This is a genomic window from Streptomyces sp. NBC_00775 (genome assembly GCF_036347135.1).
GTDB lineage: Bacteria > Actinomycetota > Actinomycetes > Streptomycetales > Streptomycetaceae > Streptomyces > Streptomyces lutosisoli.
Map to the genome: position 1 here is coordinate 3,890,759 of NZ_CP108938.1, position 24,383 is coordinate 3,915,141.

At 69.8% G+C, this 24,383-nt stretch carries 20 protein-coding genes; 7 read left to right on the forward strand and 13 right to left on the reverse strand.

Annotation, left to right across the window (positions count from 1 at the left end):
* Positions 1-2 precede the first annotated feature (2 nt).
* The 6 genes from OIC96_RS17220 to OIC96_RS17245 all read right to left on the reverse strand — a co-directional run bounded on the left by OIC96_RS17220 (position 3) and on the right by OIC96_RS17245 (position 6,609).
* Positions 3-764: a vWA domain-containing protein gene (locus OIC96_RS17220; RefSeq protein WP_330306980.1), complete on the reverse strand. Its 762-nt coding sequence runs from the start codon at positions 762-764 to the stop codon at positions 3-5.
* A 44-nt stretch (positions 765-808) separates the two neighbouring features.
* On the reverse strand, positions 809-1,909 hold the full coding sequence (locus OIC96_RS17225) for a hypothetical protein (protein WP_330306979.1): 1,101 nt from the start codon (positions 1,907-1,909) through the stop codon (positions 809-811).
* A gap of 116 nt (positions 1,910-2,025) precedes the next feature.
* Positions 2,026-2,382 (reverse strand): hypothetical protein, encoded by a 357-nt coding sequence (locus OIC96_RS17230; protein ID WP_330306978.1) that lies wholly within the window; start codon positions 2,380-2,382, stop codon positions 2,026-2,028.
* A gap of 112 nt (positions 2,383-2,494) precedes the next feature.
* Positions 2,495-3,481 (reverse strand): serine/threonine-protein kinase, encoded by a 987-nt coding sequence (locus tag OIC96_RS17235; protein WP_330306977.1) that lies wholly within the window; start codon positions 3,479-3,481, stop codon positions 2,495-2,497.
* A gap of 196 nt (positions 3,482-3,677) precedes the next feature.
* Positions 3,678-4,466, reverse strand: coding sequence for a maleylpyruvate isomerase family mycothiol-dependent enzyme (locus tag OIC96_RS17240; protein WP_330306976.1), 789 nt, complete (start codon positions 4,464-4,466; stop codon positions 3,678-3,680).
* 319 nt (positions 4,467-4,785) lie between these two features.
* On the reverse strand, positions 4,786-6,609 hold the full coding sequence (locus OIC96_RS17245; RefSeq protein ID WP_330306975.1) for a phosphoenolpyruvate carboxykinase (GTP): 1,824 nt from the start codon (positions 6,607-6,609) through the stop codon (positions 4,786-4,788).
* Between the two features lie 331 nt (positions 6,610-6,940).
* On the opposite strand from OIC96_RS17245, the gene trhA reads away from it, so the two are divergent.
* The 4 genes from trhA to OIC96_RS17265 all read left to right on the forward strand — a co-directional run bounded on the left by trhA (position 6,941) and on the right by OIC96_RS17265 (position 10,732).
* Complete coding sequence (trhA, locus tag OIC96_RS17250; protein ID WP_330306974.1) at positions 6,941-7,654, forward strand: PAQR family membrane homeostasis protein TrhA; 714 nt, start codon at positions 6,941-6,943, stop codon at positions 7,652-7,654.
* A 115-nt stretch (positions 7,655-7,769) separates the two neighbouring features.
* A complete protein-coding gene (locus tag OIC96_RS17255; RefSeq protein ID WP_330306973.1) occupies positions 7,770-9,338 on the forward strand; it encodes an MFS transporter in 1,569 nt (522 codons plus the stop codon).
* Between the two features lie 5 nt (positions 9,339-9,343).
* Entirely contained in the window at positions 9,344-9,973 is a 630-nt protein-coding gene (locus tag OIC96_RS17260) for a TetR/AcrR family transcriptional regulator (RefSeq protein ID WP_443058321.1), read from the forward strand.
* 33 nt (positions 9,974-10,006) lie between these two features.
* Entirely contained in the window at positions 10,007-10,732 is a 726-nt protein-coding gene (locus OIC96_RS17265; RefSeq protein WP_330306971.1) for a Mut7-C RNAse domain-containing protein, read from the forward strand.
* A 44-nt stretch (positions 10,733-10,776) separates the two neighbouring features.
* On the opposite strand, the gene OIC96_RS17270 is transcribed toward OIC96_RS17265, so the two are convergent.
* From OIC96_RS17270 to OIC96_RS17290, 5 genes are all read right to left on the reverse strand, one after another.
* Positions 10,777-13,044, reverse strand: a complete 2,268-nt coding sequence (locus tag OIC96_RS17270; protein ID WP_330310273.1) for a galactose oxidase early set domain-containing protein — start codon at positions 13,042-13,044, stop codon at positions 10,777-10,779.
* Between the two features lie 143 nt (positions 13,045-13,187).
* The gene (locus OIC96_RS17275; protein WP_330306970.1) at positions 13,188-14,408 is read right to left on the reverse strand and encodes a glycosyltransferase family 2 protein; all 1,221 of its coding nucleotides are present in this window, start codon (positions 14,406-14,408) and stop codon (positions 13,188-13,190) included.
* On the reverse strand, positions 14,405-16,060 hold the full coding sequence (locus OIC96_RS17280; protein WP_330306969.1) for an ArnT family glycosyltransferase: 1,656 nt from the start codon (positions 16,058-16,060) through the stop codon (positions 14,405-14,407). Before OIC96_RS17280 ends, OIC96_RS17275 begins: the two co-directional genes overlap by 4 nt.
* Positions 16,057-17,319, reverse strand: coding sequence for a glycosyltransferase (locus OIC96_RS17285; protein ID WP_330306968.1), 1,263 nt, complete (start codon positions 17,317-17,319; stop codon positions 16,057-16,059). Before OIC96_RS17285 ends, OIC96_RS17280 begins: the two co-directional genes overlap by 4 nt.
* A gap of 193 nt (positions 17,320-17,512) precedes the next feature.
* Positions 17,513-19,540, reverse strand: coding sequence for a thioredoxin domain-containing protein (locus tag OIC96_RS17290; RefSeq protein WP_330306967.1), 2,028 nt, complete (start codon positions 19,538-19,540; stop codon positions 17,513-17,515).
* A gap of 260 nt (positions 19,541-19,800) precedes the next feature.
* Between OIC96_RS17290 and OIC96_RS17295 the strand changes: the two genes are divergently transcribed.
* The gene (locus tag OIC96_RS17295; protein ID WP_330306966.1) at positions 19,801-21,234 is read left to right on the forward strand and encodes an MFS transporter; all 1,434 of its coding nucleotides are present in this window, start codon (positions 19,801-19,803) and stop codon (positions 21,232-21,234) included.
* Between the two features lie 82 nt (positions 21,235-21,316).
* The gene (locus OIC96_RS17300) at positions 21,317-21,925 is read left to right on the forward strand and encodes a cysteine hydrolase family protein (protein WP_330306965.1); all 609 of its coding nucleotides are present in this window, start codon (positions 21,317-21,319) and stop codon (positions 21,923-21,925) included.
* Positions 21,926-21,930: 5 nt separating this feature from the next.
* Here the strand turns inward: OIC96_RS17300 and OIC96_RS17305 are convergent, their stop codons facing one another.
* Both OIC96_RS17305 and OIC96_RS17310 read right to left on the reverse strand, forming a co-directional pair.
* The gene (locus OIC96_RS17305; RefSeq protein WP_330306964.1) at positions 21,931-22,383 is read right to left on the reverse strand and encodes a MarR family winged helix-turn-helix transcriptional regulator; all 453 of its coding nucleotides are present in this window, start codon (positions 22,381-22,383) and stop codon (positions 21,931-21,933) included.
* A 97-nt stretch (positions 22,384-22,480) separates the two neighbouring features.
* A complete protein-coding gene (locus OIC96_RS17310; RefSeq protein ID WP_330306963.1) occupies positions 22,481-23,098 on the reverse strand; it encodes a TetR/AcrR family transcriptional regulator in 618 nt (205 codons plus the stop codon).
* Between the two features lie 184 nt (positions 23,099-23,282).
* On the opposite strand from OIC96_RS17310, the gene OIC96_RS17315 reads away from it, so the two are divergent.
* Complete coding sequence (locus tag OIC96_RS17315; RefSeq protein WP_330306962.1) at positions 23,283-24,266, forward strand: aldo/keto reductase; 984 nt, start codon at positions 23,283-23,285, stop codon at positions 24,264-24,266.
* The last annotated feature ends 117 nt before the right edge of the window (positions 24,267-24,383 follow it).

Sequence of the window (24,383 nt, forward strand, 5' to 3'; positions counted from 1 at the left end):
GGTCAGGATTCCCAGGCCGGGCGCTGGGTCTTGAACTGGCTGAAGATCTTCTCGAAGACCTCGTCGCCCGCGCCCTTCTGCTCGGCGTTCGCGCTCGCGGACATCATCTGGAGCAGCTCGCGGAACGGGAATCCCTGCAACCGGGCGTTGAACTTCGGGGCGAACGCCTGGAGTACCTGTTCGCCCATGTCGGTGATGCCGCCGACGCCTATCGCGTACAGCCGGAAGCGGCGGGCGCGCTGCTCGTCGGCGAGGACCGGGATCAACCGGTGCCAGGAGTCGGTGAGATGGCCGGTTCCGTCGGTCGGCAGGCCATCGGTGACCAGGCAGATCTGCGGCCGGTAGTACTGGAGTCCGGAGGCGCGCAGCTCGGCCTTGCGGGCCGCGACGATGTGCATCGACAGCTCCAGCGCCTCCGTCATCAGCGTCACGCCGGCGGCGGTCAGCTGCGGCGGCTGGAAGGTGTGCGCGGGCACGAAGGGGCTCACCGGGGCGCGCGGGGCGAGGAGTTGGGGTCCGCGCCAGGCGACGACGCCCTGGCCGCCGAAGGTGACCACGGCGACCTCGACGCTGTAGCTGAGGCTGACGTCGTCGTGCAGCTCCCGGGTCCACTCCATCAGCGCGTTGTTGAGCGTCTGGATGGGCTGTCCCGCCATGGAGCTCGACGTGTCGAGACAGAGCACGAGCGGCAGACGCTGCGCGTTGTTCTCGAACTCGATGTCGGCGTACTCCGCCGGCAGCGTGGGCGGGTATTCGCTGTGCATCTCTGTTTCTCCTGGTCTCAGGGCAGTTCAGGGCGTCTCGGGGCTCAGGGCCGGGTGCCTTTGGCGTGCCGTCCGGTGGTCGGCGGGAACGCGTACAGGACGTCGGAGTCCCGCTCGCGCGCGTCGGTGACGTCGACGAGTCCGCCGGGAGCCGGTGGCGGCCGCCCGGGCTCCGCCCACACCGCCCGGTACAGCACGCGGTCCAGCTCGACATAGCCCTGCGGGTGCAGTTCGGTGCGTACGACGGCGGAGCGCGCCGGCCCCGGTACGTTGCCGACCCGCCGCCCGTACCGGGGTGTCGGCGTCACCCTGAGGCGGGTGGTCGTCTCGTCGGGCGCATGGGTGCGCGCGGCGGCGACGGGCACGGCGCCGACGCCCGGAGCGGCGAGCGCGCGGCGGGACAGGGTGCCCACCGCGCGGGAGGAGCGGCGGATCAGGAACAGGAGGGCGGCGAGCAGGAGGACGAGCACGACGCACAGGCCGGCGAGGATCTGGGTGGCGGCGTCGAAGCCCTTGTGGGAGGTGGTGTCGCCGGGTGGCGAGGAGGAGGGGGGCTTGGTGGACGCCGGGGGCGAGGAGGGGCCGTGGCCGTTGCCGTTTCCGTTGCGGTTGCCGTCTTCGGCGGCGATGGAGTACGCGTGGAGGGGCCGGTAGGTGCCCGGGTTCGCGGCGATGAGTTCACTGCCCGGGAGCGGGCCGGTGGCGAGCCGGGTGCACAGGTCCTTGGGATTCTTCAGGGTCTTGGGGCAGGCGTTGACGCTCTGCAGATCCTTCACTGCCTCGGGCGGCAGCTTGGCGATCTGTGCGTTCTCGGCCACCCAGCCGGTCTTCGCCAGTAGGAGCAGCACCGTTCCGCCCTCACCGGTCCACGCGCCCGCCGGCACCTCGACGACGAGGTTGTCGCGCTTGTTCCACACGGTGCTCTCGGCGTTCCTGCGGTCCTGGCGGTCCCGCACACTGCCGTCGAACTGCACCTGGCTGTCGAGCGTGACATGGACGGCACCCTTGTCGATCGACTTGGACCAGCATTGGAGCCGCTCCTTGAAGGTGTCGCCGCACAAGTCGTCGGCCGCCGCCACCGCCCCCGCGGAAGCCATCGCGACCGCCATTCCGAAAAGCACCGTGAGACACAGCGAACGTCGCATGGGCAACCCCCCGTGGCCTAAAGGCACACCCCCGTGGCCTTGAAAGGCACTCGCCCATAGTGGGGGCAACCGGCGTGCGCCCGGAAGGGGTTCGGGGCACACGACGGGTTTCACTTCTACAACTTGAAAACCTGATGGCAGCGGATGAACATCTGTCGCGCCCGTTCCACCCAATCACTGGCCAAAGCATCGAAATCCGCTTGTGTCATACGGCAGGTCAGCGGGAGATTACAGACCCCGGCGAGACAGGGCCGTGGTCCTCGTACGTCCCACACGGACAGCATGGGATTCAGTTGTTCGGTATTCCACGCGTTCGACGCCGCCGCGGCGACGGCCAGTTGATCCTGGCGCAGATAATGGCCGTCGGTCGCAAAGGCGACAAGCAGCCGTTTGGTGGTCATGAATCTCACCGTGGCCATCCGTCCCGTTTCCTCGAGATCGAATTGCATGGACACGGAAACGGTGTCGGTCACGGTGTGGTAATTCCGCCGGCCGACCCAGTTCTGCACCAACTGCCGCCAGTGCGTTCCTACTTCGAGGATCTCGTGGCCCCGTCCACCGAGGGACCCCCGGCTGGGAACGGACTCAGGCGTCGCCACGGCCCACCGCCTCGGCGACCATCGCGTCGGTCAACCCGGCGTCCAGCAGCGCCTGGGCGTGCAGCAGCAGACAGGAGGGCACGGACTCGCTGATGCCCTGCTTGCGGCGGTTGGCCAGCTCATGGGTGCGCACCTTGATGCTGTGGGCCACGGTGGGTGGCGGCCAGGACGCCGGCTTGGGGGTCTGTTCCAGCAACTCGGCGAGCAGCTCGGCCAGTTGGGGCCGGTCTTCGGGCCGCTTGGCCAGACAGTGGGCGATCAGCTCCCGCATCCCCCCGGGTACGCCGTCGAGTTCGGGCGCGGCGAGGACGACCCGGTAGCGCACGGCCTCCCCGCTGCCGTGCGGCGCGCGGCCCGTGAGGGCGTACACCAGGACTCCGCCGAGGGAGAAGACGTCGCTCGGCGGGCCCGCCTGTGCTCCCTTGATCTGCTCGGGGGACATGAACGGCGGGGTGCCGACCACGATGCCGGCCTGGGTGAGTCCAGGGGCGCCGTCGACGCGGGAGATCCCGAAGTCGATGACGCGGGGTCCGTCGGAGGCGAGGAGCACGTTCGCCGGTTTCAGGTCCCGGTGCACCACGCGGGCCGCGTGGATGGCCTGGAGCGCCTCGACCAGGCCCGCGCCGAGCCGTCGTACCTGCGGCTCGGGGAGCGGGCCGTCCGTGCGGACGGCTTCGGCGAGCGACGGTCCGGGCACGTACATGGTGGCCAGCCAGGGCAGGTCGGCCTCGGTGTCGGCGTCGATGACGGCCGCGGTGTACGCGCCGCTGACCACCCGCGCGGCCGCGACCTCGCGCGCGAAGCGCTCTCTGAACTCGCCCTCCGCCGCGAGCTCGGGCCGCACCACCTTCACCGCGACCTCGCGTCCGGCCGGCGAACGGCCGAGATACACCCATCCCATGCCACCGGAGCCCAGCCGCCCCACGATGCGGTACGGGCCGATCTTCATGGGGTCACTGACGGGTGTCCGCACCCCGCTCACCTCGTTTCGGGGGTTCGTTGCAGGATGTCCCGAGTGTCCCGCGAAATGCGGTGCGCGGCAGAGGTGATGGCGGAAATGAGGAGCGGGATTACGTTCGCCCCCGCCGCCGGCCCAAAAGACCGCGCGGTTCCCCGCGCCCTTGAAGGGGCGCGGGGAACCGCGCGAGCAACCAGTTGACCGTCACGTCCTACGCATCCGGGTCCCAGGCTATGAGGAGGTCGAAGTGACGTCGGTCGCCGTCGGCCTTCAGGGAGTTCACCGGAATACGGCCGTACAAGACCAGAACCAGCTCACTTGCCGTGCCCCGGAGGCAGGCGTCGGCCCCGTCCGGGTCCTCGCCGGCAGCTGTGGCGGGCATCGTGGTGGCCCGTACGCCGTCGGCGGAGAGCGAGAGGCGCCAGGCTCGGCCCTCGGTGGCGTGGTAGTCGACGGCACAGGGCTCGTACGGCCAGGTGTACGGCCCCGCGCAGCAGGTGGACAGGAACTCGTCGACACCGTCGAGTGCCGCCTCGTCCGGCAGCGGCTGCGGGGAACCCAGGGCGGTCTGGGCGTCGTAGGTGTGCACCGCGGCCTCCTGGACCTGGTGCCGGGCGACGGCACCGCTGGTCTGCGGCGACTGCGACCCGCCCCACCACGTCCAGCAGCCGCGATCCGGGCCGGAGTCCCGCAGTGCGCTCAGCAACCGCTCCGTGGACTCGGCCGACCAGGCCAGCAGGGCCTCGCGCTCCCGGGGCGCGGCCGAGGCGTACTCCGAAGTGGTCTCGGCCGGGGGAGCGTCGGCAGGCCCCGCGGCGACGGTGTCGGCCCACTTGCGGTGCACCCCGCCCAGGTGCTGCACCAGATCCAGCAGCGTCCACCCGGGGCAGGTCGGCACCTGCGCCTCAAGGCTGGGCGCGGCGCCGGCCAAGGCCCGGAACGCGACCGACCGTTCGTCGATCAGCCGCAGCAGAGCAGGGAATTCCAGAGTCTTTTCCACGCCGAGTGTCTATCAGCGTGCTCCGGCGACGGGACAGCGAATTTCACAGCGTCCGCGGCACCGGCCGTCAGGAGGCGCGGGGAACAGCGCAATCTTTTCAACGGAGCACTGGGCGCGCGGCACCGGCCGTCAAGGGGCGCGGGGAACGGCGCAATCTTTTCAGCGGGGGTCTGGGGGCGCAGCCCCCAGGGATGGGACGGGTAGGGGCGGCGGGGGCGAGAACCTCCCGGCGCCCACATCACCGCGGCCGGTCGTGATGACGTCGCAGGTCAGGGCAAGTCAGACCGGCCGCGGAGTTTGGTTGGGGCTGACGACAGGCCTAGCCCAGGCGCTGCACCAGCGCGCGGTACTCGTCCCACAGCTCCGTCGGCGTGTGATCGCCGAAGGTGTTGAGGTGCTCGGGCACCAGCGCGGCCTCCTCCCGCCACACGTCCTTGTCGACCGTGAGGAGGAAGTCCAGGTCGGACTCGGACAGTTCGAGACCCTTGGTGTCGAGGGCGCCCTTGGCCGGCAGGATGCCGATCGGGGTCTCGACGCCCTCGGCACGGCCGTCCAGGCGGTCCACGATCCACTTCAGGACACGGCTGTTCTCACCGAAGCCCGGCCACACGAACTTGCCCGCGTCGTTCTTGCGGAACCAGTTCACGTAGTAGATCTTCGGGAGCTTCGCCTGGTCCTTGTCCTTGGCGACGTCGATCCAGTGACCCATGTAGTCGCCCATGTTGTAGCCGCAGAACGGCAGCATGGCGAACGGGTCGCGGCGCAGCTCGCCGACCTTGCCCTCGGCGGCGGCGGTCTTCTCGGAGGCGACGTTCGCCCCGAGGAAGACACCGTGGTTCCAGTCGAAGGACTCGGTCACCAGCGGGACCGCGGTGGCACGACGGCCGCCGAAGAGGATCGCCGAGATCGGCACGCCCTTGGGGTCCTCCCACTCGGGCGCGATGATCGGGCACTGCGAGGCGGGGACGGTGAAGCGGGCGTTGGGGTGCGCTGCGGGCGTACCGGACTCCGGCGTCCAGTCGTTGCCCTTCCAGTCGGTCAGGTGGGCCGGAGTCTCCTCCGTCATGCCCTCCCACCAGATGTCGTTGTCGTCGGTCAGCGCGACGTTGGTGAAGACGGAGTTGCCCCACAGCGTCTTCATCGCGTTGGCGTTGGTGTGCTCACCGGTGCCGGGCGCGACGCCGAAGAAACCGGCCTCGGGGTTGATCGCGTACAGCTGGCCGTCCTCGCCGAACCGCATCCACGCGATGTCGTCACCGATCGTCTCGACGGTCCAGCCGGAGACCGTGGGCTCCAGCATGGCGAGGTTCGTCTTGCCGCAGGCGCTCGGGAAGGCGGCGGCGACGTACTTCGACCCACCCTGCGGCGGCGTGAGCTTGAGGATCAGCATGTGCTCGGCGAGCCAGCCCTCGTCGCGCGCCATGACGGAGGCGATGCGCAGGGCGTAGCACTTCTTGCCGAGCAGCGCGTTGCCGCCGTAGCCCGAGCCGTAGGACCAGATCTCGCGGGACTCGGGGAAGTGCGAGATGTACTTCGTGGAGTTGCACGGCCACGGCACGTCCGCCTCGCCCTCGGCCAGCGGCGCTCCGAGCGTGTGCACGGCACGCACGAAGAAGCCGTCGGTGCCGAGCTCCTCGAGGACCGGCTGTCCCATGCGGGTCATGGTGCGCATGGACACAGCGACGTAGGCGGAGTCGGTGATCTCGACGCCTATCGCGGAGAGGTCCGAGCCGAGGGGGCCCATGCAGAACGGGACGACGTACATCGTCCGGCCCTTCATCGAGCCGCGGAAGACGCCCTGCTCACCGGCGAAGATCTCCCGCATCTCGGCGGGGGCCTTCCAGTGGTTGGTCGGGCCCGCGTCCTCCTCCTTCTCGGAGCAGATGAACGTCCGGTCCTCGACCCGCGCGACATCGGTCGGGTCGGAAGCGGCGTAGTACGAGTTGGGGCGCTTGATCGGATCGAGCTTTTTGAAGGTGCCCTTGAGGACGAGCTCCTCGCTCAGTCGCTCGTATTCGGCTTCGGATCCGTCACACCAGACCACGCTGTCCGGCTGGGTCAGTTCGACGATCTCGTTGACCCACGAGATCAGTTCCTTGTGCTGGGTGGGGACCGTAGTGGGAGCCGCGATGTCGCGCGCCACGATTGCTCCTAAATGAAGGGTTTTGTTGTTGTGCCCCGTGGGGGCCGCGACCCGGATGCTTCACGTGGTCGATCTCTGGCGCTCATCCGGTGCCGACCGCACTCATATGATCATCCGATGGTACTGCGCATATGTCCAGAGGGCTTCACAGCTGAGCGGAGTGAGCATCACCACGTGTATCCGTGATTCTTTGCGTCCACGTTGGGTTCAGCTGAAGGATTCTTTGCGTGAGCGCCGCCTTGCGCGACACTCGTGAGAACATGGCCACTCTTGGCTGTTCAGTGCGCCGTACTGACACGTAACTTACGGTTCCGTAGGTAGGATTCCGCCTATGACTGCGCCCGTCCCCGACGCGCCCACGGACTCGCCGGCCGCCGGCCACGGTCCCGACGCGCTCTCCCAGCCGCATCCGGTCAAGCCCAAGCTCCGCGGCTGGCTGCATCTCGGTATGTTCCCGGCCGTGCTCATCTCCGGCCTGGTGCTCACCGCGCTCGCGTCCTCGACCCGCGGCCGCATCGCGTGCGGGATCTTCGCCCTGACGGCCTGCCTGCTGTTCGGGGTGAGCGCGCTCTACCACCGCGGCAACTGGAGCCCGCGCATGGACGGCGTACTGCGCAGACTCGACCACGCGAACATCTTCCTGATCATCGCGGGCACCTACACCCCGCTGACGATGCTGCTGCTCCCGGGCGCCAAGGGGCAGTGGCTCCTGTGGAGCATCTGGGCCGCGGCGGCCGCCGGCATCGCCTTCCGGGTGTTCTGGGTCGGCGCCCCGCGCTGGCTCTACACCCCCTGCTACATCGCGATGGGCTGGGCGGCCGTCTTCTTCCTCCCGGACTTCATGCGCACGGGCGGCATCGCCGTCCTCGTCCTGGTGATCGTCGGCGGTCTGCTCTACAGCGCGGGCGGTGTGATCTACGGGATCAAGCGCCCCAACCCGTCACCGAGCTGGTTCGGCTTCCACGAGGTCTTCCACTCCCTCACCCTCGCGGCGTTCGTCGTGCACTACGTCGGGATCTCGCTGGTGGCCTACCAGCACGGTTAACCCCCTCCCACCAGCTTCTTTCCAGGGCCGCGGCTTACGAGCCGCGGCCCTTTGCCATGTCTTGAAAGCACCTCCCCATTGACAGACACCATCTTTTGAGAGTTACTCTCATTTCATGGTTACTGTCACTCAGGACAATGCCGTACGGCGCGACCCGCGCCGTTGGTGGGCCCTCGGGGCCCTGGTCGCGAGCATGCTCACGCTCGGCTTCGACACGACGATCCTCAACGTCGCCCTGCCGACGATGGCGGGTGAACTCGGCGCCACCACCGGCCAGCAGCAGTGGATGGCGGACGCGTATGTGATCGTCTTCGCGGCCCTCATGCTCCCGGCGGGACTGCTCGGCGACCGGTTCGGGCGGCGGCGGATGCTGGTCGTCGGACTCGGCATCTTCCTCGCCGGTTCCGTGATGGGCTCCCTGGCCGGCGACGTGAACTGGGTCATCGCGGCCCGCACGGTGATGGGCCTCGGCGCCGCGCTGGTCATGCCGCTCGCCCTGTCCGTGCTGCCCTCACTCTTCGGACCCGACGAGCGCACCAAGGCCGTCGGCATCATCTCCGCCGCCTCGTCGCTCGGTCTGCCGCTCGGCCCGATCATCGGCGGCTGGCTGCTCAACCACTTCTGGTGGGGCTCGGTCTTCCTGGTCAACGTCCCGATGGCCGCGATCGGCATCGCCGCCTGCGTCTTCCTGCTGCCCGAGACCCGCGACCCCGCCTCCCCCAAGGTCGACATCCTCTCCACCGCGCTCACCGCGACCGGGCTCGGCGCCCTCATCTACGCGATCATCGAGGCACCCGGCCGCGGCTGGGGCGACCCGCTGATCGTGGGCATGCTCGGCGCGGCCGTGGTCCTGATCGCCGCCCTGGTGCTGCGCGAGCGGCGCGTGGAGCGCCCCATGCTCGACATGACACTGCTCAGCCAGCGCGGGTTCCTGTTCAACACCCTCGCGGCGACCCTGGTGATGTTCGTCCTGTCCGGCCTGCTGTTCGTGCTGCCGCCGTACCTCCAGGCGGTGCTCGGCCACGACGCCCTCGGCACCGGCGTCAGGCTGCTGCCCATGATGGGCGGTCTGATCGTCGCGGCCCGGGCCGCCCAGCCGGTCGTCGCCCGGTTCGGTTCCCGTGCGGTGGTCAGCGCGGGACTGGTGGTACTGGCCTTCGCCGCGCTGCTCGGCAGCCGTACGACGGTCGACTCGGGCTACGGCTTCACCGCGCTGTGGCTGTCGATCACCGGCTTCGGCTTCGGCTTCTCGGTCGTCCCCGCGATGGACGGCGCCCTCGGCGCCCTGCCCCGCGACCGGGCGGGCAGCGGCGCCGGGCTCCTCATGACGATGCGCCAGGTCGGCAGCGCGATCGGCATCGCCCTCCTCGGCAGCCTGCTGGCGAGCACCTTCCGCGACCGCCTCGACGTCACCGGTCTGCCCGCGAAGGCGGCCGACACCGCCGGGGAGTCCGTGGTCGCGGCGCACATCGTCGCCCAGAAGGCGGGCTCGGCCGATCTCGTGGCCTCCGCGAACAGCGCGTACGTCCACGGCATGAGCCTGGTCCTGCTGGTGTGCGGCATCGCGGCCCTCGTCACCGCCCTGCTGGCCGCGGCGTTCCTGCCGAACACCCCGGTCACGCACTCCGAGAAGGAGGACGAGGACCCGGCCATGGCCACTGTTCCGGCGGATGCCGGAGAATGAGCGACATGACGGCCGCACGAACCTCCGCCCCCGCCGACCGCCCCCAGCTGGGACTCCGCGAGCGGAAGAAGATCAAGACCCGCGAGGCGATCCGCACCGCGACGTACGCACTGGTCCTGGAGCAGGGGTACGACGCGACGACGATCGAGCAGATCGCCGAGCGCGCCGAGGTGTCGCCGTCGACCGTCTTCCGCTACTTCCCGACCAAGGAGGACATCGTCCTCACGGACGAGTACGACCCGCTCATCATGGAGGAGGTGCGGGCCCGGCCCGCCGACGAGCCCTGGCCGGACACCATCCGGTATGTGATGCGGAAGGCCGCCCAGGTCGGCATCGAGGAGGACGCCGAGGTGGCCCGGCTGCGGACCCAGCTGCTGGCCGAGGTCCCGGCGGTGCGCTCGCGGATGATGGAGAGCATGTCGGTCACCGGCAGCATGCTCTGCCAGGCCATCGGCGAGCGCACCGGCCGGGACCCGGAGAGCCTGGAGGTGCGGGTCTACGCGATGTCCTTCATCGGCGGCCTGATGGAGACCTCCTTGTACTGGGCCGAGAACGGCCATCAGGACGATTTCCTGACCCTCATCGACCGCACCATGGACGTCCTGGAACACGGCCTCCCCACCGAAAAGCCCTGAGGCGGGGGCCCTGCCCCGTGGCATCCTGACCGGGTGAACGGACCCGAGATCCAAGTCGACTTCGCCCCCGAGCTGACGGTGTTCGTCCCGAACGACCGCCGCCGGGGCGCCACCGCCCTCGTCACCGACGGCGTCTCGACCCTCGGCCATGTCGTCGAGTCTCTGGGCGTCCCGCTGACGGAGGCCGGCGCCCTGGTCGTGGACGGCCGTCAGGTGCCGTTCTCGCACATCCCGGCGGCCGGCGAGTCGGTGGAGGTACGCGCGGTCGAGCGCCCGCAGCAGGTCCCCGGCGCCCCGCTCCGCTTCCTCCTCGACGTCCACCTCGGCACCCTCGCCCGCCGGCTGCGACTGCTGGGCGTCGACACGGCGTACGAGTCGACGGACATCGGCGACCCGGCCCTCTCCGCCCGCTCGGCGGCCGAGCGGCGTGTCATGCTCAGCCGCGACCGCGGACTGCTGCGCCGCCGCGAGCTGTGGGCGGGCGCGTTCGTCTACAGCACCCGGCCCGACGACCAACTCCGTGACGTACTGGGCCGGTTCGCGCCCGAGCTGAAGCCCTGGACGCGCTGCACGGCGTGCAACGGCCTGCTCCAGGAGGCCACGAAGGAGCAGGTCGCGCACCAGTTGGAGGGCGGCACACAGCGGTCGTACGACGTGTTCGCCCAGTGCGGGGACTGCGGGCGCGCGTATTGGAAGGGCGCGCACCACGACCGCCTTGAGGCCATCGTGGAGCACGCCCTCGCCGAGTTCGGCAGCTGACTCAGGTCCAGGCCGTACCGGCACCAGTCAGCAGCCCTCGAAGGTTACTTACGCTTCACCAGATCCTTCGCCCCGCAGGCCAGTCCGTCCTTGCTGGGGTCGAGGCCCAGGGGATCGTCCTCGCCGTTGACCTTCAGGCGCCCGTAGTCGTTCTTCTTCAGCCAGGCGCAGCGGGAGGCCGTCGTCTTCTTCACGCCGTCCGGGAAGACGGTCGGCACGCAGACGTTGACCGTCCCGTAGTGGCGGTCGCAGCCGGAGATCGTGGTGCTCACCTTCTGCCCGGCGCGCTTCTTGCCCGCCTTCGTGACCGTGCCCTCCAGGGAGTCGGCGAAGGAGTGGACATGCGCCGACGCGGTGTCCGTGGCCAGCGCGGACGGGCCCTGGAGGTGCACCCACTTGGCCACCGACGGCACGCCGTTGGCGTCGACCGCGAAGAGCATGTACCAGCCGGGCGGTGCCAGGTTGGGGTTGCTCGTCACGTTCAGATCGACGTTGTTGCCGTCGACGGACAGCGGCAGATCGACGTACCGCTGGTTCGGGTCGGAGGAGTGCGTCACCGCGGCGGGCCGGATCAGCTCCGCCTTCACGATGGGCCGGTCGACCGTGATCCGCTGTGTGTCCCCGTACACCCACTCGTTGTCGATCACCGAAGTGATCGTCGGGCGGGTGCCCTTGAGCAGGTAGGGCGGGGTGTAGATGGACACGTCGTGGTTCCAGGTGCCGTTGCCAGGGTTGTCGCCGGTCGCCATCACCCGGCCGTCGGGCAGCAGGAACGCGGAGGAGTGGTAGCCGCGGGCCTCCGGGTCGGCGGCCACCGGGTCGAACGTCGAGGACGCCGGGTCGAAGATCGACGCCTCGTAGACGGGGTTGGCGCGGTTGTGCAGACCGCCGCCCGTCTCCAGGACCTTGCCGTCGGGCAGCAGTACGGCGGAGACGTACATCTTGCCCTGGTTGCCGGTCTCGGCCACCTGGCCGTTGCCCAGATCCACCGTGCCCTGCGGGATCTGCGGGCCGACGGTGTACGCGGGGTTGGCGGCCTTGAGGTCGATGATGTCGGTCAGCCGGTTCGCGTCCGGGTTGGAGTCGATGTTGCCGCCGCCGAGCGTCAGGACCTTCTGGTCCTGGGCCGGGGGCAGCAGCACGCTGGCGGACTGGTCGCGTTCGTCCTTGTTCTGGAGTCCCGGGATCGCCGTCGTGGTGTTGGCGTCGTAGTCGTAGATCGCCGAACCGGTGCCCGGGGTGCCGTTGCCGAAGACATGGCTGCCCGAGTAGAAGAGCCGGCCGTCCTGCATCAGGATCATCGACGGGTACAGACCCCAGTACGACCAGGTCTGGTTGACCTTCCACAGCGGCAGCCACTGCTGCTCCGAGGCCGACCAGCGCTCGGCGGTCACCGAACCGGTTGAGTCCTCGCGCAGCCCGCCGAACGAGATGATGTCACCGTTGCCCAGCTCGGTGGCGGACGGATACCAGTGGCCGTCGTTCAGGTCGTTGGTCTTGCTGTACGTCTCGGTGACCGGGTCGAAGATGTACGAGTCCTTGTATCCCTCGTACCCGTGCCCGCCCGCGACCGGGAACGCCTTGTTGCCGCTCATCACCAGCACCCGCCCGTCGGCGAGCTGGACGTGACCGGAGCAGAACATGTCCTTGGGCGTGGGGATCGTCTTGTACGTGCCGTTCACCGGGTCGTAGACCGCGCTGGTGAACGTGCCCGCGTCGAAGTTCTCCTCGCTGTTGCCGGACCCGGCGATCAGCAGGACCTTGCCGTTGTTGAGGACGACGGAGTGCATGGAGCGGACCGGGTTCTGGGTGGGCAGCACGTCCCAGCGGCCGTTGGCGCACTCGTCGGCCGTGCCGGTGCAACTGGCCGGCGGGATCGGGTCGGAGACCTGCTCCATCGTGTAGTCGTCGGTGGTCGCGGAGCCCGTGCCGTACACCGAGACACCCCAGGTGATGCGGTCCGTGCCCGCCGGAACAGCGGGGGTCCGGACGCTCGCCTGGGTGTAACTGCCCGCCATGTCCAGGGTCTTGAGGTCGGTCCAGTACTGCCAGCCGGCCGTCGTGTCGTGCCGGAAGAGCGTGATGGCGGCGTCGGGAGTCGTCGTCTTGTACCAGAGCCCGAGGTCGTACTGCTTGCCCGCGGTGACCGTCGGCGCGCAGCTGGCGGACTCCGTGATCAGCGCCTTGCGGTCGCCGTCGACGCGCCGGGTCAGCGAGACCTTCATGGCCTTGCCGCCGGAGTGGGCGTCGGCGACGGTCGAGAAGGTGAAGTCGTTGTCGCCCCAGCCCGACTTCTCCCAGCAGTACGGCATGTCGTCGCTGCCGGCGGTCTCGAAGCCGGGGTTGGTGACGAGGTTGGCGGCGGACGCGGGCTGCGGCGAGACGAGCAGCAGTCCGGCGGCCAGGCCCGCCACGGCCAGCAGTGAGGTTCTCCGCCTTGGTCGTACCCGGTATCTCACGCGGTTCTCCTTGTCGTGCGGCCGCGGCTCCCGCCCGCGTGCTTGCCGCTGCGGCGCGGGAGATAGACCAGCGCTTCGGTCCCCGCGAAGCGCAGGACGAAGGTCGTCACCAGGGCCAGTGCGGTGGCGGAGAGTGCGCCCATCCCGAAGCGGTCGACGAAGAGCGCGATCAGCGGGATGCGCAGCACCAGATCGGCGTTGGCGAGCAGCGCGAACCGGCCGGCCCGGTCCCACCAGTGCCGGTGCCCCCGGCGTTCGCGGAAGAGGAGATGCTCGATGAGCAGGAAGTTCCAGGCCACCCCGAGCTGGTTGGCGAGGATCTCCGCCGGTACGTAGTGCAGGCCGGCCGCGGTGAGCGCGTACAGGCCGAGCAGGTTCGGCACGAAGCCGGTGGCTCCGATCAGTCCGAAGACCACCATGCGGGCGACCGGCGAGGCGGTGCGCAGCCCGACGAGGTGGCGCAGGAACCGGAAGCCTTCCTGCGCGGTCGACTTGGACTCGCCCGCGAACCGGTCCTGGAAGACGAAGGGCACCTCGGTGACCTGGCGGGGGCGGCTGCGCACGGCGAGTTCGAGGAGGATCTTGTAGCCGAGCGGCTGGAGGACGTCCGCGGTGACCGCGCTGCGGCGGATCGCGAAGAACCCGCTCATCGGGTCGCTGATGCCGCGCAGCCTGCGCGGGAAGAGCGTCTTGGTCAGCCAGGTCGCGCCGCGCGAGACGGCGATGCGGTAGCCGCCCGCGAGCCCTTCGCGGCTGCCACCCTTGATGTAGCGGCTGGCGACGACGAGCCCGGCGTGCGCGCGCTCACCGGAGGCGACCAACTCCGGTACCAGGGACGGCGGGTGCTGGCAGTCGCCGTCCATGACGACGATCCAGTCGGAGCTCGCCGCCTTCAGCCCCTCCACGACCGCGCCGCCGAGCCCGCCCACGGGTTCGTCGCGGTGCAGCACGGTGACGGGGAACGGGCAGTCCTGCGCCGCCTGGAAGATCACCTCGGGGGTGTCGTCCGTGGAGTCGTCCACGAAGACGACCTCGCAGGGCAGCCGGGACGGCACCGACTCCGTGATCTGGTGCAGCAGCTCGCGGATGTTCGCGGACTCGTTGAACGTCGGTACGACGATGGTGACGGCGCCGGGCTCCGGCACCTCGGCGGCGCGTATGGCCGGATCGCCCAGTTCGTCCGGGACAGTGCTTTCGAAGCTTTCGAAGCTGCTCATCGACTGCCTCCGGAACTGGTGGTGGTGGTGTCGTTGATGTGCCGGATCTCGATGCGGTCCGCGCCCTTGCCGAAGGTGGCGACCGGCGTCGAGTGCTCGATCGCCGCCTTCACGTTGGGCAGGTCGACCGCGTCGCGCCGCACCGTCGGGGAGGCGACGACGTAGTCGAGGTCGCGCCAGCCGCGCGGCATCGTCTTGGTCACCGCGGGGTCGAGGTCGGCCTTGTAGAACCAGATGACGCCGAGGCCGGGCTGGTATCCGTCGTGGACGAGGTCGAGCCAGAGCGCGTCGTCGACGAGGACCCGGGTGCTCCTCGGGTCCTTCACCTCGGTTTTCAGCCACGCGGAGGCCGCCCGGTAGGGGGCGTTGGCGTCGGTGGTCACGGCGGTGTGGTCGCCGTCGTACCAGCGGGGCACGACATAGGCGCCCGCCGCCACCACGAGCACGGCCGCAAGGCCGCGGCGCGACCAGGTGGCGTACGTCTTCTCCTGCTCGCTCCGCCACCTGCGCAGCACCGCGTGCGCGACGCTGGCAGTGCCGCCGGCGAGGACGAGGGCGAGGAACGGCAGCGCCTGGATGACGTACATCGCGGGCAGGTAGCCGCTCGGCCGCAGTGCCACCAGGGCGAGGATCGCCACGGTGAGGGCGGGTCCGGCGAGGGCGCGCGCGGTCACCGACCAGCGCCAGGTGACCAGGAGCAGCAGGGCGCCGGCGAGGCCGCCGAGGGGCAGCACGCGGTCGTAGTACAGCCAGGAGTGCAGGACGCCGTACGAGCCGGTGCCCTGGTCGAGGATGAAGCCGGAGCCGGGGCGGCTCATCTGGTAGGAGATGCCGTCCCACAGCGACACATGGCCGGAGCCCGGGAACAACTCGCCCTTGAGCAGGGCGAAGAGCGGATACGCCAGGCCGATCAGGACGCAGGCCGTGATGGCTCCGGTGAGCGCGAACTTGCGGGTGTCACGGTGGCCGTGGCGCCACATGGTGACCAGCAGCGCGGGCAGGATGACGAGCATCGTCTCCTTGGTGAGCACGGCCGCGGCGGCCGCGATGCCCGCACCGAAGTGGTGCCAGAGATGACGGCTCGGCGAGGCCGCCAGGCAGAACGCCAGCAGCGTCCACATCACCGCGATGTTGTCCAGGAAGATCTCGCGCTGGAGGACGACCGACAGCGGCGAGAGCCCGAAGAGCAGCATGGCGAGCCCGGCCGCCCACCGCGGCAGCGAGAGCCGGCGGGCGAGGACGTAGACGAGGATCGCGCTGATGGCGCTGATCAGCAGCATCGCGACCCGCATCGAGCCGACGGTCATCAGCGACGGGCTGAGGTGCGCGGGGATCCAGGTCAGCGCGGCTATCTGGATCCAGCCGAGCGGCGGGTGGTCGTACCAGTATGTGTAGTGGGCCAGGCCCTTGCCCTGCTGCACGGCCCACGCCTGGGCGAGATAGGTGCCCTCGTCGTCGCTGAGGGTGGGGTAGTCGGCGATGTTCCAGCCCTGGACGACGAGGATCGCCGCGAGGAGCACCGCGCACAGGATCAGATCCGAGCGCGAGCTGCGAAAACGCAAGCCCGGAGTGGGGTTGGGGATGATTTTGGGCGCACGGGGCCGCTGCGCGGGGACCGTGGTGGTGGTCGCCGCGGGAAGAGTGGAGGTCACGCAGGAACGTCCTCTCGGATCACTTCGGTGAGATGCGCGCCGACATGACTGGTCAACTCCCAGTCATTGCGCCCCCGTTGCTCGCGCCATACGGCACGCACGGCCGCGCCCGCCAGCAGCACCTGGTAGAAGGGACCGCCGGCAATGAGCTTCAGGTAGTGGATGAAGCGGACTCGGAGCCCGTACTGCTTGCCGAAGTCATGCAGTCCGACGAGCTCGAAGACGAAGGTGACCAGGGCGGTCACGGCCGGCAGGAACGTGATGAACGCGACGCCGACGGGCACGTCGAGGAAGAGCGCGATGGCCACGTTGAGCGGGATGACCACACCGGAGACGGCCTGGAGGTACGGCGTCATCAGCGTGTAGCGGGCGAGCAACCGCTGCCCGAATCCGGGGAGTTGCTTCCAGTCCTTCTTCCGGTAGACCTGGAGGAAGCCCTGGTTCCACCGGGTGCGCTGCTTCATCAGCGACATCAGGCTGCCCGGGGTCTCCTCCCGGGTCACCATGTCGGAGTCGTACGCGACGACGACCTTCTTGCCGGCACTGGAGAGCCGCACACCCAGGTCGCAGTCCTCGGCGAGGCAGTTGGGGTCCCAGCCGTCGGCTTCCCGCAGGACGTTCGTCCGTACGAAGACGGTGTTGCCGCCGAGCGGGATGAATCCCTTCTGCGCGTGCAGATGGAGCCGGGAGCGGAACCAGAAGAAGTACTCCAGGCAGTTGCGCAGGCTGTACCAGCTGGAGTTGAAGTTGATGAGCTGGACACCGCCCTGGACGACGTCGGCGTCCGTGGTGCGGAACGCGTGGTCGACGTGGGCGAGCAGCTCGGGATGGACCTGGTCCTCGGCGTCGAAGACCCCGACCACATCGCCGCGGCAGTGCGGCAGGGCCGTGTTCATGGCCTTCGGCTTGTTCTTCTTCTCGTGGTGGTCGACGACGACACGGACGCGCGGGTCGCGCTCCTCGGCGCTGCGGGCCACCGCGGTGGTCTCAGGGTCGTCGTGGCCGACGATCACGATGATCTCGAAGTCGGTGTGGCTGGATTCCAGCAGCCGCTGGATGGTGTGGTCGAGCACGGCCTGCTCGTGCCGCGCGGGCAGCAGCAGCGAGAAGGACAGGCTCTCACCGCCGTCCGGACTGCTGAACCGGGTGGAAGCGAGCACCTCGGGCGTACGCCACGCGTGCATCTGCCACCACAAGGTGAAGGCCGCCATCCAGAACAAGGCCAGCGAAACGGCAGCGATGAAGACAGACGTGAGCAACAGATCCCCCCAGATCCCCAAAAGCCCCCAGTCGCGACGGTGAGTCACACCGGTCGCGTCACGCTGCAGAGACTATGGGTGAACTGTGAAGCACACGGGTTGCTCCGGTGAAGAGCATGTTTCATCACACTCGGTCGAGTAACTGAACAAACTGGACACCGGTGGCGTTTGGTCCGGTTGGGGAAGGGCCGTTTCAGCCGCTCAGCGCCGTGCCGAGCCGGTCGGGATCGGTCGTCGGGGCGTCACACGTGAAGTTACGGCAGACATACGCGGCCGGTTTCCCGTTCACCAACGGTCGGCCGGAAAGCAGCGGCAGCTCATCGCTCTCCGGCGCCCCCACGGCCACGACGGCACCCGGCGCGGTGGCCAGAAGTGCCTTACGGTGCAGGGCCTTTGTGGCCGGATCGTCGCCCGGCCCCACGATCGCGACCTCACGCGGCCCGTCCAGGAGCGCCTCGGCCACCGCCAGACCCCAGCCGATGAAGCGGGGCGCGCGCGGCCCGAGCGCCTTCACCACGCCCAACGCCCGCTCGGCGGCGTTGCGATGGAGTTCGGCGCCGGTCTGGGCGGCATAGCTCAGCAGCGCCCCGGCCGCCGCGCTCCAGCCGGAGGGCGTGGCGTTGTCCGTCGGATCCTGCGGCCGGCGGATCAACTGCTCGGCGTCGGCGGCCGTGTCGTACAGTGCGCCCGACTCGGCATCCGTGAACTGCACGAGCACGTGGTCGAGCAGGAACCCCGCGAATTCCAGCCAGACCCCCTCCCCCGTGACGGACGCGAGCGCGAGGAAGCCCTCGGCGACATCCGCGTAGTCCTCCAACACCCCCGCGTTTGTGCCGACTTGACCGTCCTTGCTGGTACGGGACAGCCGTGCGCGATCGTCCATGTGCAGCCGCACGAGGAGGTCGGCGGCGCCGATCGCGGCGTCCACGAGGTCGGGGCGCTCGAAGTAGGCGCCGGTCTCCGCGAGGGCGGCGACGGCGAGCCCGTTCCAGGCGGCGACCACCTTGTCGTCGCGGCCGGGGGCGGGCCGCTCGGCACGCGCGGCGAGCAGCCGGGTGTGGATCGAGGCGATCCGGCCGGCGTCGAAAACGCCTTCGTGCTGCGGAAGTTGAAGAACGGAGGCCCCTTCTTCGAAGGTGCCCTCCGGCGTCACCCCGAAGTAATGGGCGGCGAGCCCGGCGTCCTCCTCGCCGAGCACGTCGCGGAGCTGCTCGGGCGTCCACACGTAGTACGCGCCCTCGACATGCCTGCCGGTCCCGTCGTCGCTGTCGGCGTCGAGGGCGGAGGCGAACCCGCCTTCGTTGGTGCGGAGTTCACGCACCATGAAGTCCGCGGTCTCCAGGGCGACGCGGCGGGCGAGCTCGGAGCCGGTGGCGCGCCAGAGGTGGGCGTACATCCTGCACAGCAGGGCGTTGTCGTACAGCATCTTCTCGAAGTGCGGCACGACCCACTCGCGGTCGACGGAGTAGCGGGCGAAGCCACCGCCGAGCTGGTCGTAGAGGCCGCCGCGCGCCATCCGCTCACAGGTGTCGGCGGCCATCTGGAGGGCGCCCTCGGAGCCGGTCCGCGCGTGGTGGCGCAGCAGGAACTCGATCACCATGGACGGCGGGAACTTGGGCGCCCCGCCGAATCCGCCGCGCGAGGCGTCGTACTCCCGGGTGAGCCCGAGCAGCGCTCCGGCGAGCTCCTCCTCGCCGGGCACCTGGTCGTCCCCGAAACTCATCTCCCGCTCGGCGAGATCCCGCACGATCTTCCCCGCGACCTCGGCGACCTCGTCCCGCCGGCCGGTCCAGGCGCCGTGCACGCCCTCCAGGACCTGCGGGAAGGAGGGCATGCCGTGGCGGGGCTCGGGCGGGAAGTACGTACCGAAGTAGAAGGGCTCGGCGTCCGGCGTGAGGAACACGGTCATGGGCCAGCCGCCCTGTCCGGTCGCCGCCTGCACGGCCTCCATGTAGACGGCGTCGACGTCCGGGCGCTCCTCGCGGTCGACCTTGACGTTGACGAAGTGCTCGTTCATGAACGCCGCCGTCCCGGCGTCCTCGAAGCTCTCGTGGGCCATGACGTGGCACCAGTGGCACGCGCTGTAACCGACCGACAGCAGGACGGGTACGTCGCGGCGCCGAGCCTCCTCGAACGCCTCTGGCACCCAGGGCCACCAGTCGACCGGATTCTCCGCGTGCTGAAGCAGATAAGGCGAGGTCACATCAGCCAACCGGTTCATGGCGCCCAGCTTCTCACGACGCACGGCCGCGACTCCGGAAGGTGCACCCCGATCCCCCGTCAACCCACCTCTCACCACCGCGCACCGAGGTCACCAGCCGGTGCCGCACGCGGGTGCGGCCGAACCCGCCGGCCGCACCCGGGCAAACTTGAAATAGGCAGGCATCCTGCTTACCTTTGTCAGGCAGCCTGCGTATTGGCGTCGTGATCGCCCTGGCAGGCCACCCCCGTCACACAGGCCCCGGAGGAAGGAACCGCGTCATGCCCCTCGCCGGTGACACCCACACTCCGGAGCGGACGGCCGAGGCCGGAGCGCCCCGTGGCAATCCCTTCGGCGCACGCTTTGTGGCGCCGCTGTACCTGGGGGCCTCACTCAATCCGGTCAACAGCTCGATCATCGCGACGGCACTGGTCTCCATCGCCGCGGCCCTGCGCATCCCCGTCGGGGACACCGCGATCCTGATCTCCAGCCTCTATCTGACCAGCGCACTGGCCCAGCCGGCCGCCGGGCGCCTCGCCGAGGTGTTCGGGCCCCGGCGGATCTTCGTCGCCGGTATCGCGCTGGTGCTCGTGGCCGGAATCGTCGGCTCGCTGGCCCACTCGCTGACAGCACTGATCGTGGCCCGGGTACTGATCGGCGCGGGCACCTCGGCGGGTTACCCGGCGGCGATGCTGCTGATCCGCCGCCGCGCCGAACAGGCCGGGCACGAGGCCCCGCCGCGCGGGGTGCTCGGCGGTCTGTCGATCACCGGTGCCGCCACCGTCGCCATCGGTCCCGCCGTCGGCGGACTACTGATCGGCTGGTCGGGCTGGCGCACCGCTTTCTGGATCAACATCCCGGTCGCGGCCGTCGCCCTGATCCTGGCGTGGGCCGGGATCGCGCGGGACCCCGACCCGGTGCGCTTCGGCTCGGCGCGCGCCTTCGCGTCCCGCATCGACCCGCTGGGCATGCTGGGCTTCGGCGGCTCGCTCACCGCGCTGATGATCTTCCTCTCCGCGCTGCCGCACTTCGACCGGCCCGCGCTCGCCGCCGCCCTGGTCCTCGCCGCGGCCCTGGTCGGCTGGGAGCTGCGCGCCGCCCAGCCCTTCCTCGACGTACGCCTGCTCGTCACCAACGGAGCCCTGACCCGCACCTATCTGCGCAACGGCCTGACCCTGATGGGCACGTACGTGATCCTGTACGGGCTCACCCAGTGGCTGGAGGTGGCCCGCGGCCTTTCCGCCTACCAGGCCGGGCTCGCGCTGATGCCGATGGGCGCACTGACCGCCCTGACCGCCCGGGTGGTGTCGCGGCGGGCGGGGGTGCGGCTGCCGCTGACCGCCTGCGCTGTCCTGCTCCTCGTCGGCGCCGTGGCCGCGCTGTTCCTGGACAGCGGCACCCCGATGGCGGTGGTCATCTGTGTCACCGCGGTCTTCGGCCTGACCTCCGGCGCCGGGACGGTCGCCAACCAGAGCGTCCTCTACCAGGAGGCCCCCGCCGCCACGCTGGGCACCGCCTCCGGACTGCTGCGCACCTTCGGCTACCTCGGGTCCATCGCCTCAGCGGCGATCACCGGCACCGCCTTCCACAGCGGCGTGGACGACAGCGGCCTGCACCTCATCGCGTGGGTGCTGGTCGCGATCTCCGCCCTCGTCCTCATCATGACCGTCCTTGACCGCCAGTTGGCCGGGGCCGACCGGCAGCACACGAACTGAACCCACGCCGCCCGGAGCCCGGCCCCGGGCGCCGGGCCCATCCAGAGACCCCCCACACAGCACAGAAAGCAGATCCACCGACATGACCACTGGTACGCACACCACCCCCACCATCGACCCGGCCCGCACCGCACTGCTGCTGATGGACTTCCAGCCCATCGTGCTCGGCGCCGTGCCCGACCCGGAGGGCGTGCTCGCCCGCGCGGGCGAGGCACTGGACTGGGCCCGCGCCCACGGTGCGCACGTCGTCTTCGTACGCGTCGCGCTCACGGAGGAGGACGCCGCCGCCGTACCCGCCCGCAACAAGACGTTCTCCCAGGCCGCCGCGGCCGGGTACCTCACCGACGGCACCCCCGCGACGGCGGTGCACGAGTCCCTGAAGGCCGAGGAGGGCGATCTGACCGTGCGCAAGATACGGATCAGCGCCTTCGCCGGCGACCCCGATCTGCGCGCCGAACTCCGCGCCCGGAACGTGGACACCCTGGTACTCGCCGGGCTGTCCACCGGCGGCGTGGTGCTGACGACCCTGCGGCAGGCGGCCGACGAGGACTACCGCCTGTTCCTCCTGGCCGACGCCACCGCCGACCCCGACCCGGAGGTGCACCAGGTCCTCGTGGAGAAGGTGTTCCCGAGCCAGGCCGAGATCATCAGCACCGCGGACCTCGCCGCCCTGAGCGCGGCAGGACGCTAAGGACGCTAAGGAGTCTCGGAGTCGGCCAGGCGATTCATGATCTCGGCGGCCTTGTCGAGCGTCCGACGCTCGGGGGCCCTGAGCGCGGTCCCGATCACGCCGGCCAGCCACGCCTCACGGGCCGCCGGGATCCGCTCGGTCAGCGCCCGTCCGGCGGGGGTCGCGCTCACCAGGGACTTGCGCCCGTCGTTCGGGTCCTTGGCGGTGGTGACCAGCGCACCGTCGCGCAGTGCGGTCACGGTCTCCGCCATCGACTGGCGCCGTACGTGCTCGGCCTGCGCGAGCTCGCTCACGGTCATCGGACCGTCCGTCACGATCCGGTGCAGCGTGGTCAGATGCGACCAGTTCCACGGCAGGTCGTCGATCGGCGCCTCGGTACGCAGCCGCGCTCGCAGCCGCGTCATCGCCCGCATCAGCTCGACGGCGGTGTCCTGCGGCGGGACCGGTTCGCTGCTCACCCCGTCAGCATAGGTCAGGCGGCAGACGTCCTGACCAGGGACGGAAGGCATCGAGGTGTGGAGATGACAGCGGTCTTCGGACCACGCCCACCCACGCCTACACGCAGTTGTCGGCGTCCCGGGCCTCGCCCGCGGACGCCCACCAGGCGGGTGCGCACGTCACGGCGGCGTCGACGAGGTCCTCCCGGGTGACGTCCGGGTCGCTGAGCCACGCCTTGACGGCTCCGGCGAAACCGTGCGCCAGGAACTGCGCGACCACCTGGTGGTGGCCGATGCCGGGAACGCCGGGAAGACCGCGGCCCGCGCCGCGCGCCAGGTAGGCCAGGGCGTATTCGTTGAAGTGGCGCACCAGCGCGTCGTAGACACCGCGGTCCGCGGGGTCGCCGAGGGCGTGCCGGTAGAGGTCCCCGAACCGCTCGACGTGGTCGGCCACCTCCGAGACGGCCAGACGAAGGAGTTCCACGCCCGGGTACCCCTCGGCGCGGCGCTGGTCCTCCCGCCGGTGCCCGGTCTCCAGGTCGGCGTCGAGCACCTCGATGAGCGGATCCAGCACGGTGCCGTAGCGGTTGTAGAAGGTCGCCCGGGTCACGCCCGCGCGCTCGGCCAGGTCGGCGACCGTGATCTGGGAGACGGGCCGTCGCGAGGCGAGTTCGACGACGGCCTGCCGCAGGGCGCCGGTGGTCCGCGTGATGCGCGGATCGGTGCGCTCACTCACCACGACGGCCTCCATACCTAGGCGAGGACGCCGAGCACACGATCATGATCGCGTCCGTCTACAGGCCCTGAATGTCCAGAAAAGCCACACAAGAATGCAATATGCCCCAGAACCGTCTAATATACACATGTCAATGAGATGTCAGGCCGAGGTGCCACCCCGGCCGGTTACCCGAGGAGGAACCATGGAACAGCGGGCACTGGGCGGCCAGGGGCTTACGGCAGGCATCCAAGGCCTCGGCTGCATGGGCATGAGCGTCTTCTACGGCGCCACCGACGAGACGGAGTCGCTGGCCACCATCGACCGTGCGCTGGAACTCGGCGTCACCTTGCTGGACACCGCCGAGAGCTACGGCCCGTTCGTCAATGAGCAGTTGGTCGGCAAGGCGCTGGCCGGGCGCCGGGATGCCGCCGTCCTCGCCACCAAGACGGGCGTGGAGATCACCGACGACGGCGAGGTACGCGACCTCAATGGCCGGCCCGAGTACGTACGCCGGGCGCTCGACCGGTCGCTGCGACACCTGGACACCGACTACGTCGACCTTTACTACCTGCACCGCATCGACCCCAAGGTGCCGATCGAGGAGACCGTCGGCGCGCTGGCCGAGCTGGTCGCCGAGGGCAAGGTCCGGTACATCGGCGTGTGCGAGGCGTCCGCGGAGACGATCCGGCGGGCCCACGCCGTGCACCCGCTCACCGCGGTGCAGACCGAGTACTCGCTCTTCGAGCGCGACATCGAGCACAACGGAGTGCGCGACACCCTCTCGGAACTGGGGATCGGCCTGGTCGCCTACTCCCCGCTGGGGCGCGGCTTCCTGTCCGGCTCGATCACCAGCCCCGACGACTTCGCCGAGGACGACTGGCGCCGGACCGACCCCCGCTTCCAGGGCGAGAACTTCGACCGCAACCTGGACGTCGTCCGCGAGGTCCGCCGCATCGCCTCCGCCAAGGACGTCACGCCCTCCCAGCTGGCGCTCGCCTGGGTCCAGCACCAGGGCGCGGTCGCCATCCCCGGCACCAAGCGCCGCCGCTACCTGGAGGAGAACGCCGCCGCGACCGAGGTCGCTCTCACCGCGGACGACATCGCCGCGATCGAGGCGGTCGCCCCGCACGGCGCGGTCACCGGCGACCGCTACGCACCCGAGTTCATGGGGACGCTCAACGGCTGAGGGCCGGTCGGCGCCTCACGGGTTCCCGTCGGCGGGCCGGCCCACCTCATGCATGTCATTCGTTTCGTTCGTTTCATTCGGTTCGGTTCATTCGGTTCATTCGGTTCAGGAGATCCA

What these genes read in the sequence shown, in the direction of transcription:
- OIC96_RS17315 (WP_330306962.1), top strand. Translation starts at nt 23,283, where the DNA reads ATGGAACAGCGGGCACTGGGCGGCCAGGGGCTTACGGCAGGCATCCAA.
- OIC96_RS17295 (WP_330306966.1), top strand. Translation starts at nt 19,801, where the DNA reads ATGCCCCTCGCCGGTGACACCCACACTCCGGAGCGGACGGCCGAGGCC.
- OIC96_RS17290 (WP_330306967.1), bottom strand. Translation starts at nt 19,540, where the DNA reads ATGAACCGGTTGGCTGATGTGACCTCGCCTTATCTGCTTCAGCACGCG.
- trhA (WP_330306974.1), top strand. Translation starts at nt 6,941, where the DNA reads ATGACTGCGCCCGTCCCCGACGCGCCCACGGACTCGCCGGCCGCCGGC.
- OIC96_RS17255 (WP_330306973.1), top strand. Translation starts at nt 7,770, where the DNA reads ATGGTTACTGTCACTCAGGACAATGCCGTACGGCGCGACCCGCGCCGT.
- OIC96_RS17220 (WP_330306980.1), bottom strand. Translation starts at nt 764, where the DNA reads ATGCACAGCGAATACCCGCCCACGCTGCCGGCGGAGTACGCCGACATC.
- OIC96_RS17270 (WP_330310273.1), bottom strand. Translation starts at nt 13,044, where the DNA reads ATGCCGTACTGCTGGGAGAAGTCGGGCTGGGGCGACAACGACTTCACC.
- OIC96_RS17225 (WP_330306979.1), bottom strand. Translation starts at nt 1,909, where the DNA reads ATGCGACGTTCGCTGTGTCTCACGGTGCTTTTCGGAATGGCGGTCGCG.
- OIC96_RS17260 (WP_443058321.1), top strand. Translation starts at nt 9,344, where the DNA reads ATGACGGCCGCACGAACCTCCGCCCCCGCCGACCGCCCCCAGCTGGGA.
- OIC96_RS17275 (WP_330306970.1), bottom strand. Translation starts at nt 14,408, where the DNA reads ATGAGCAGCTTCGAAAGCTTCGAAAGCACTGTCCCGGACGAACTGGGC.
- OIC96_RS17300 (WP_330306965.1), top strand. Translation starts at nt 21,317, where the DNA reads ATGACCACTGGTACGCACACCACCCCCACCATCGACCCGGCCCGCACC.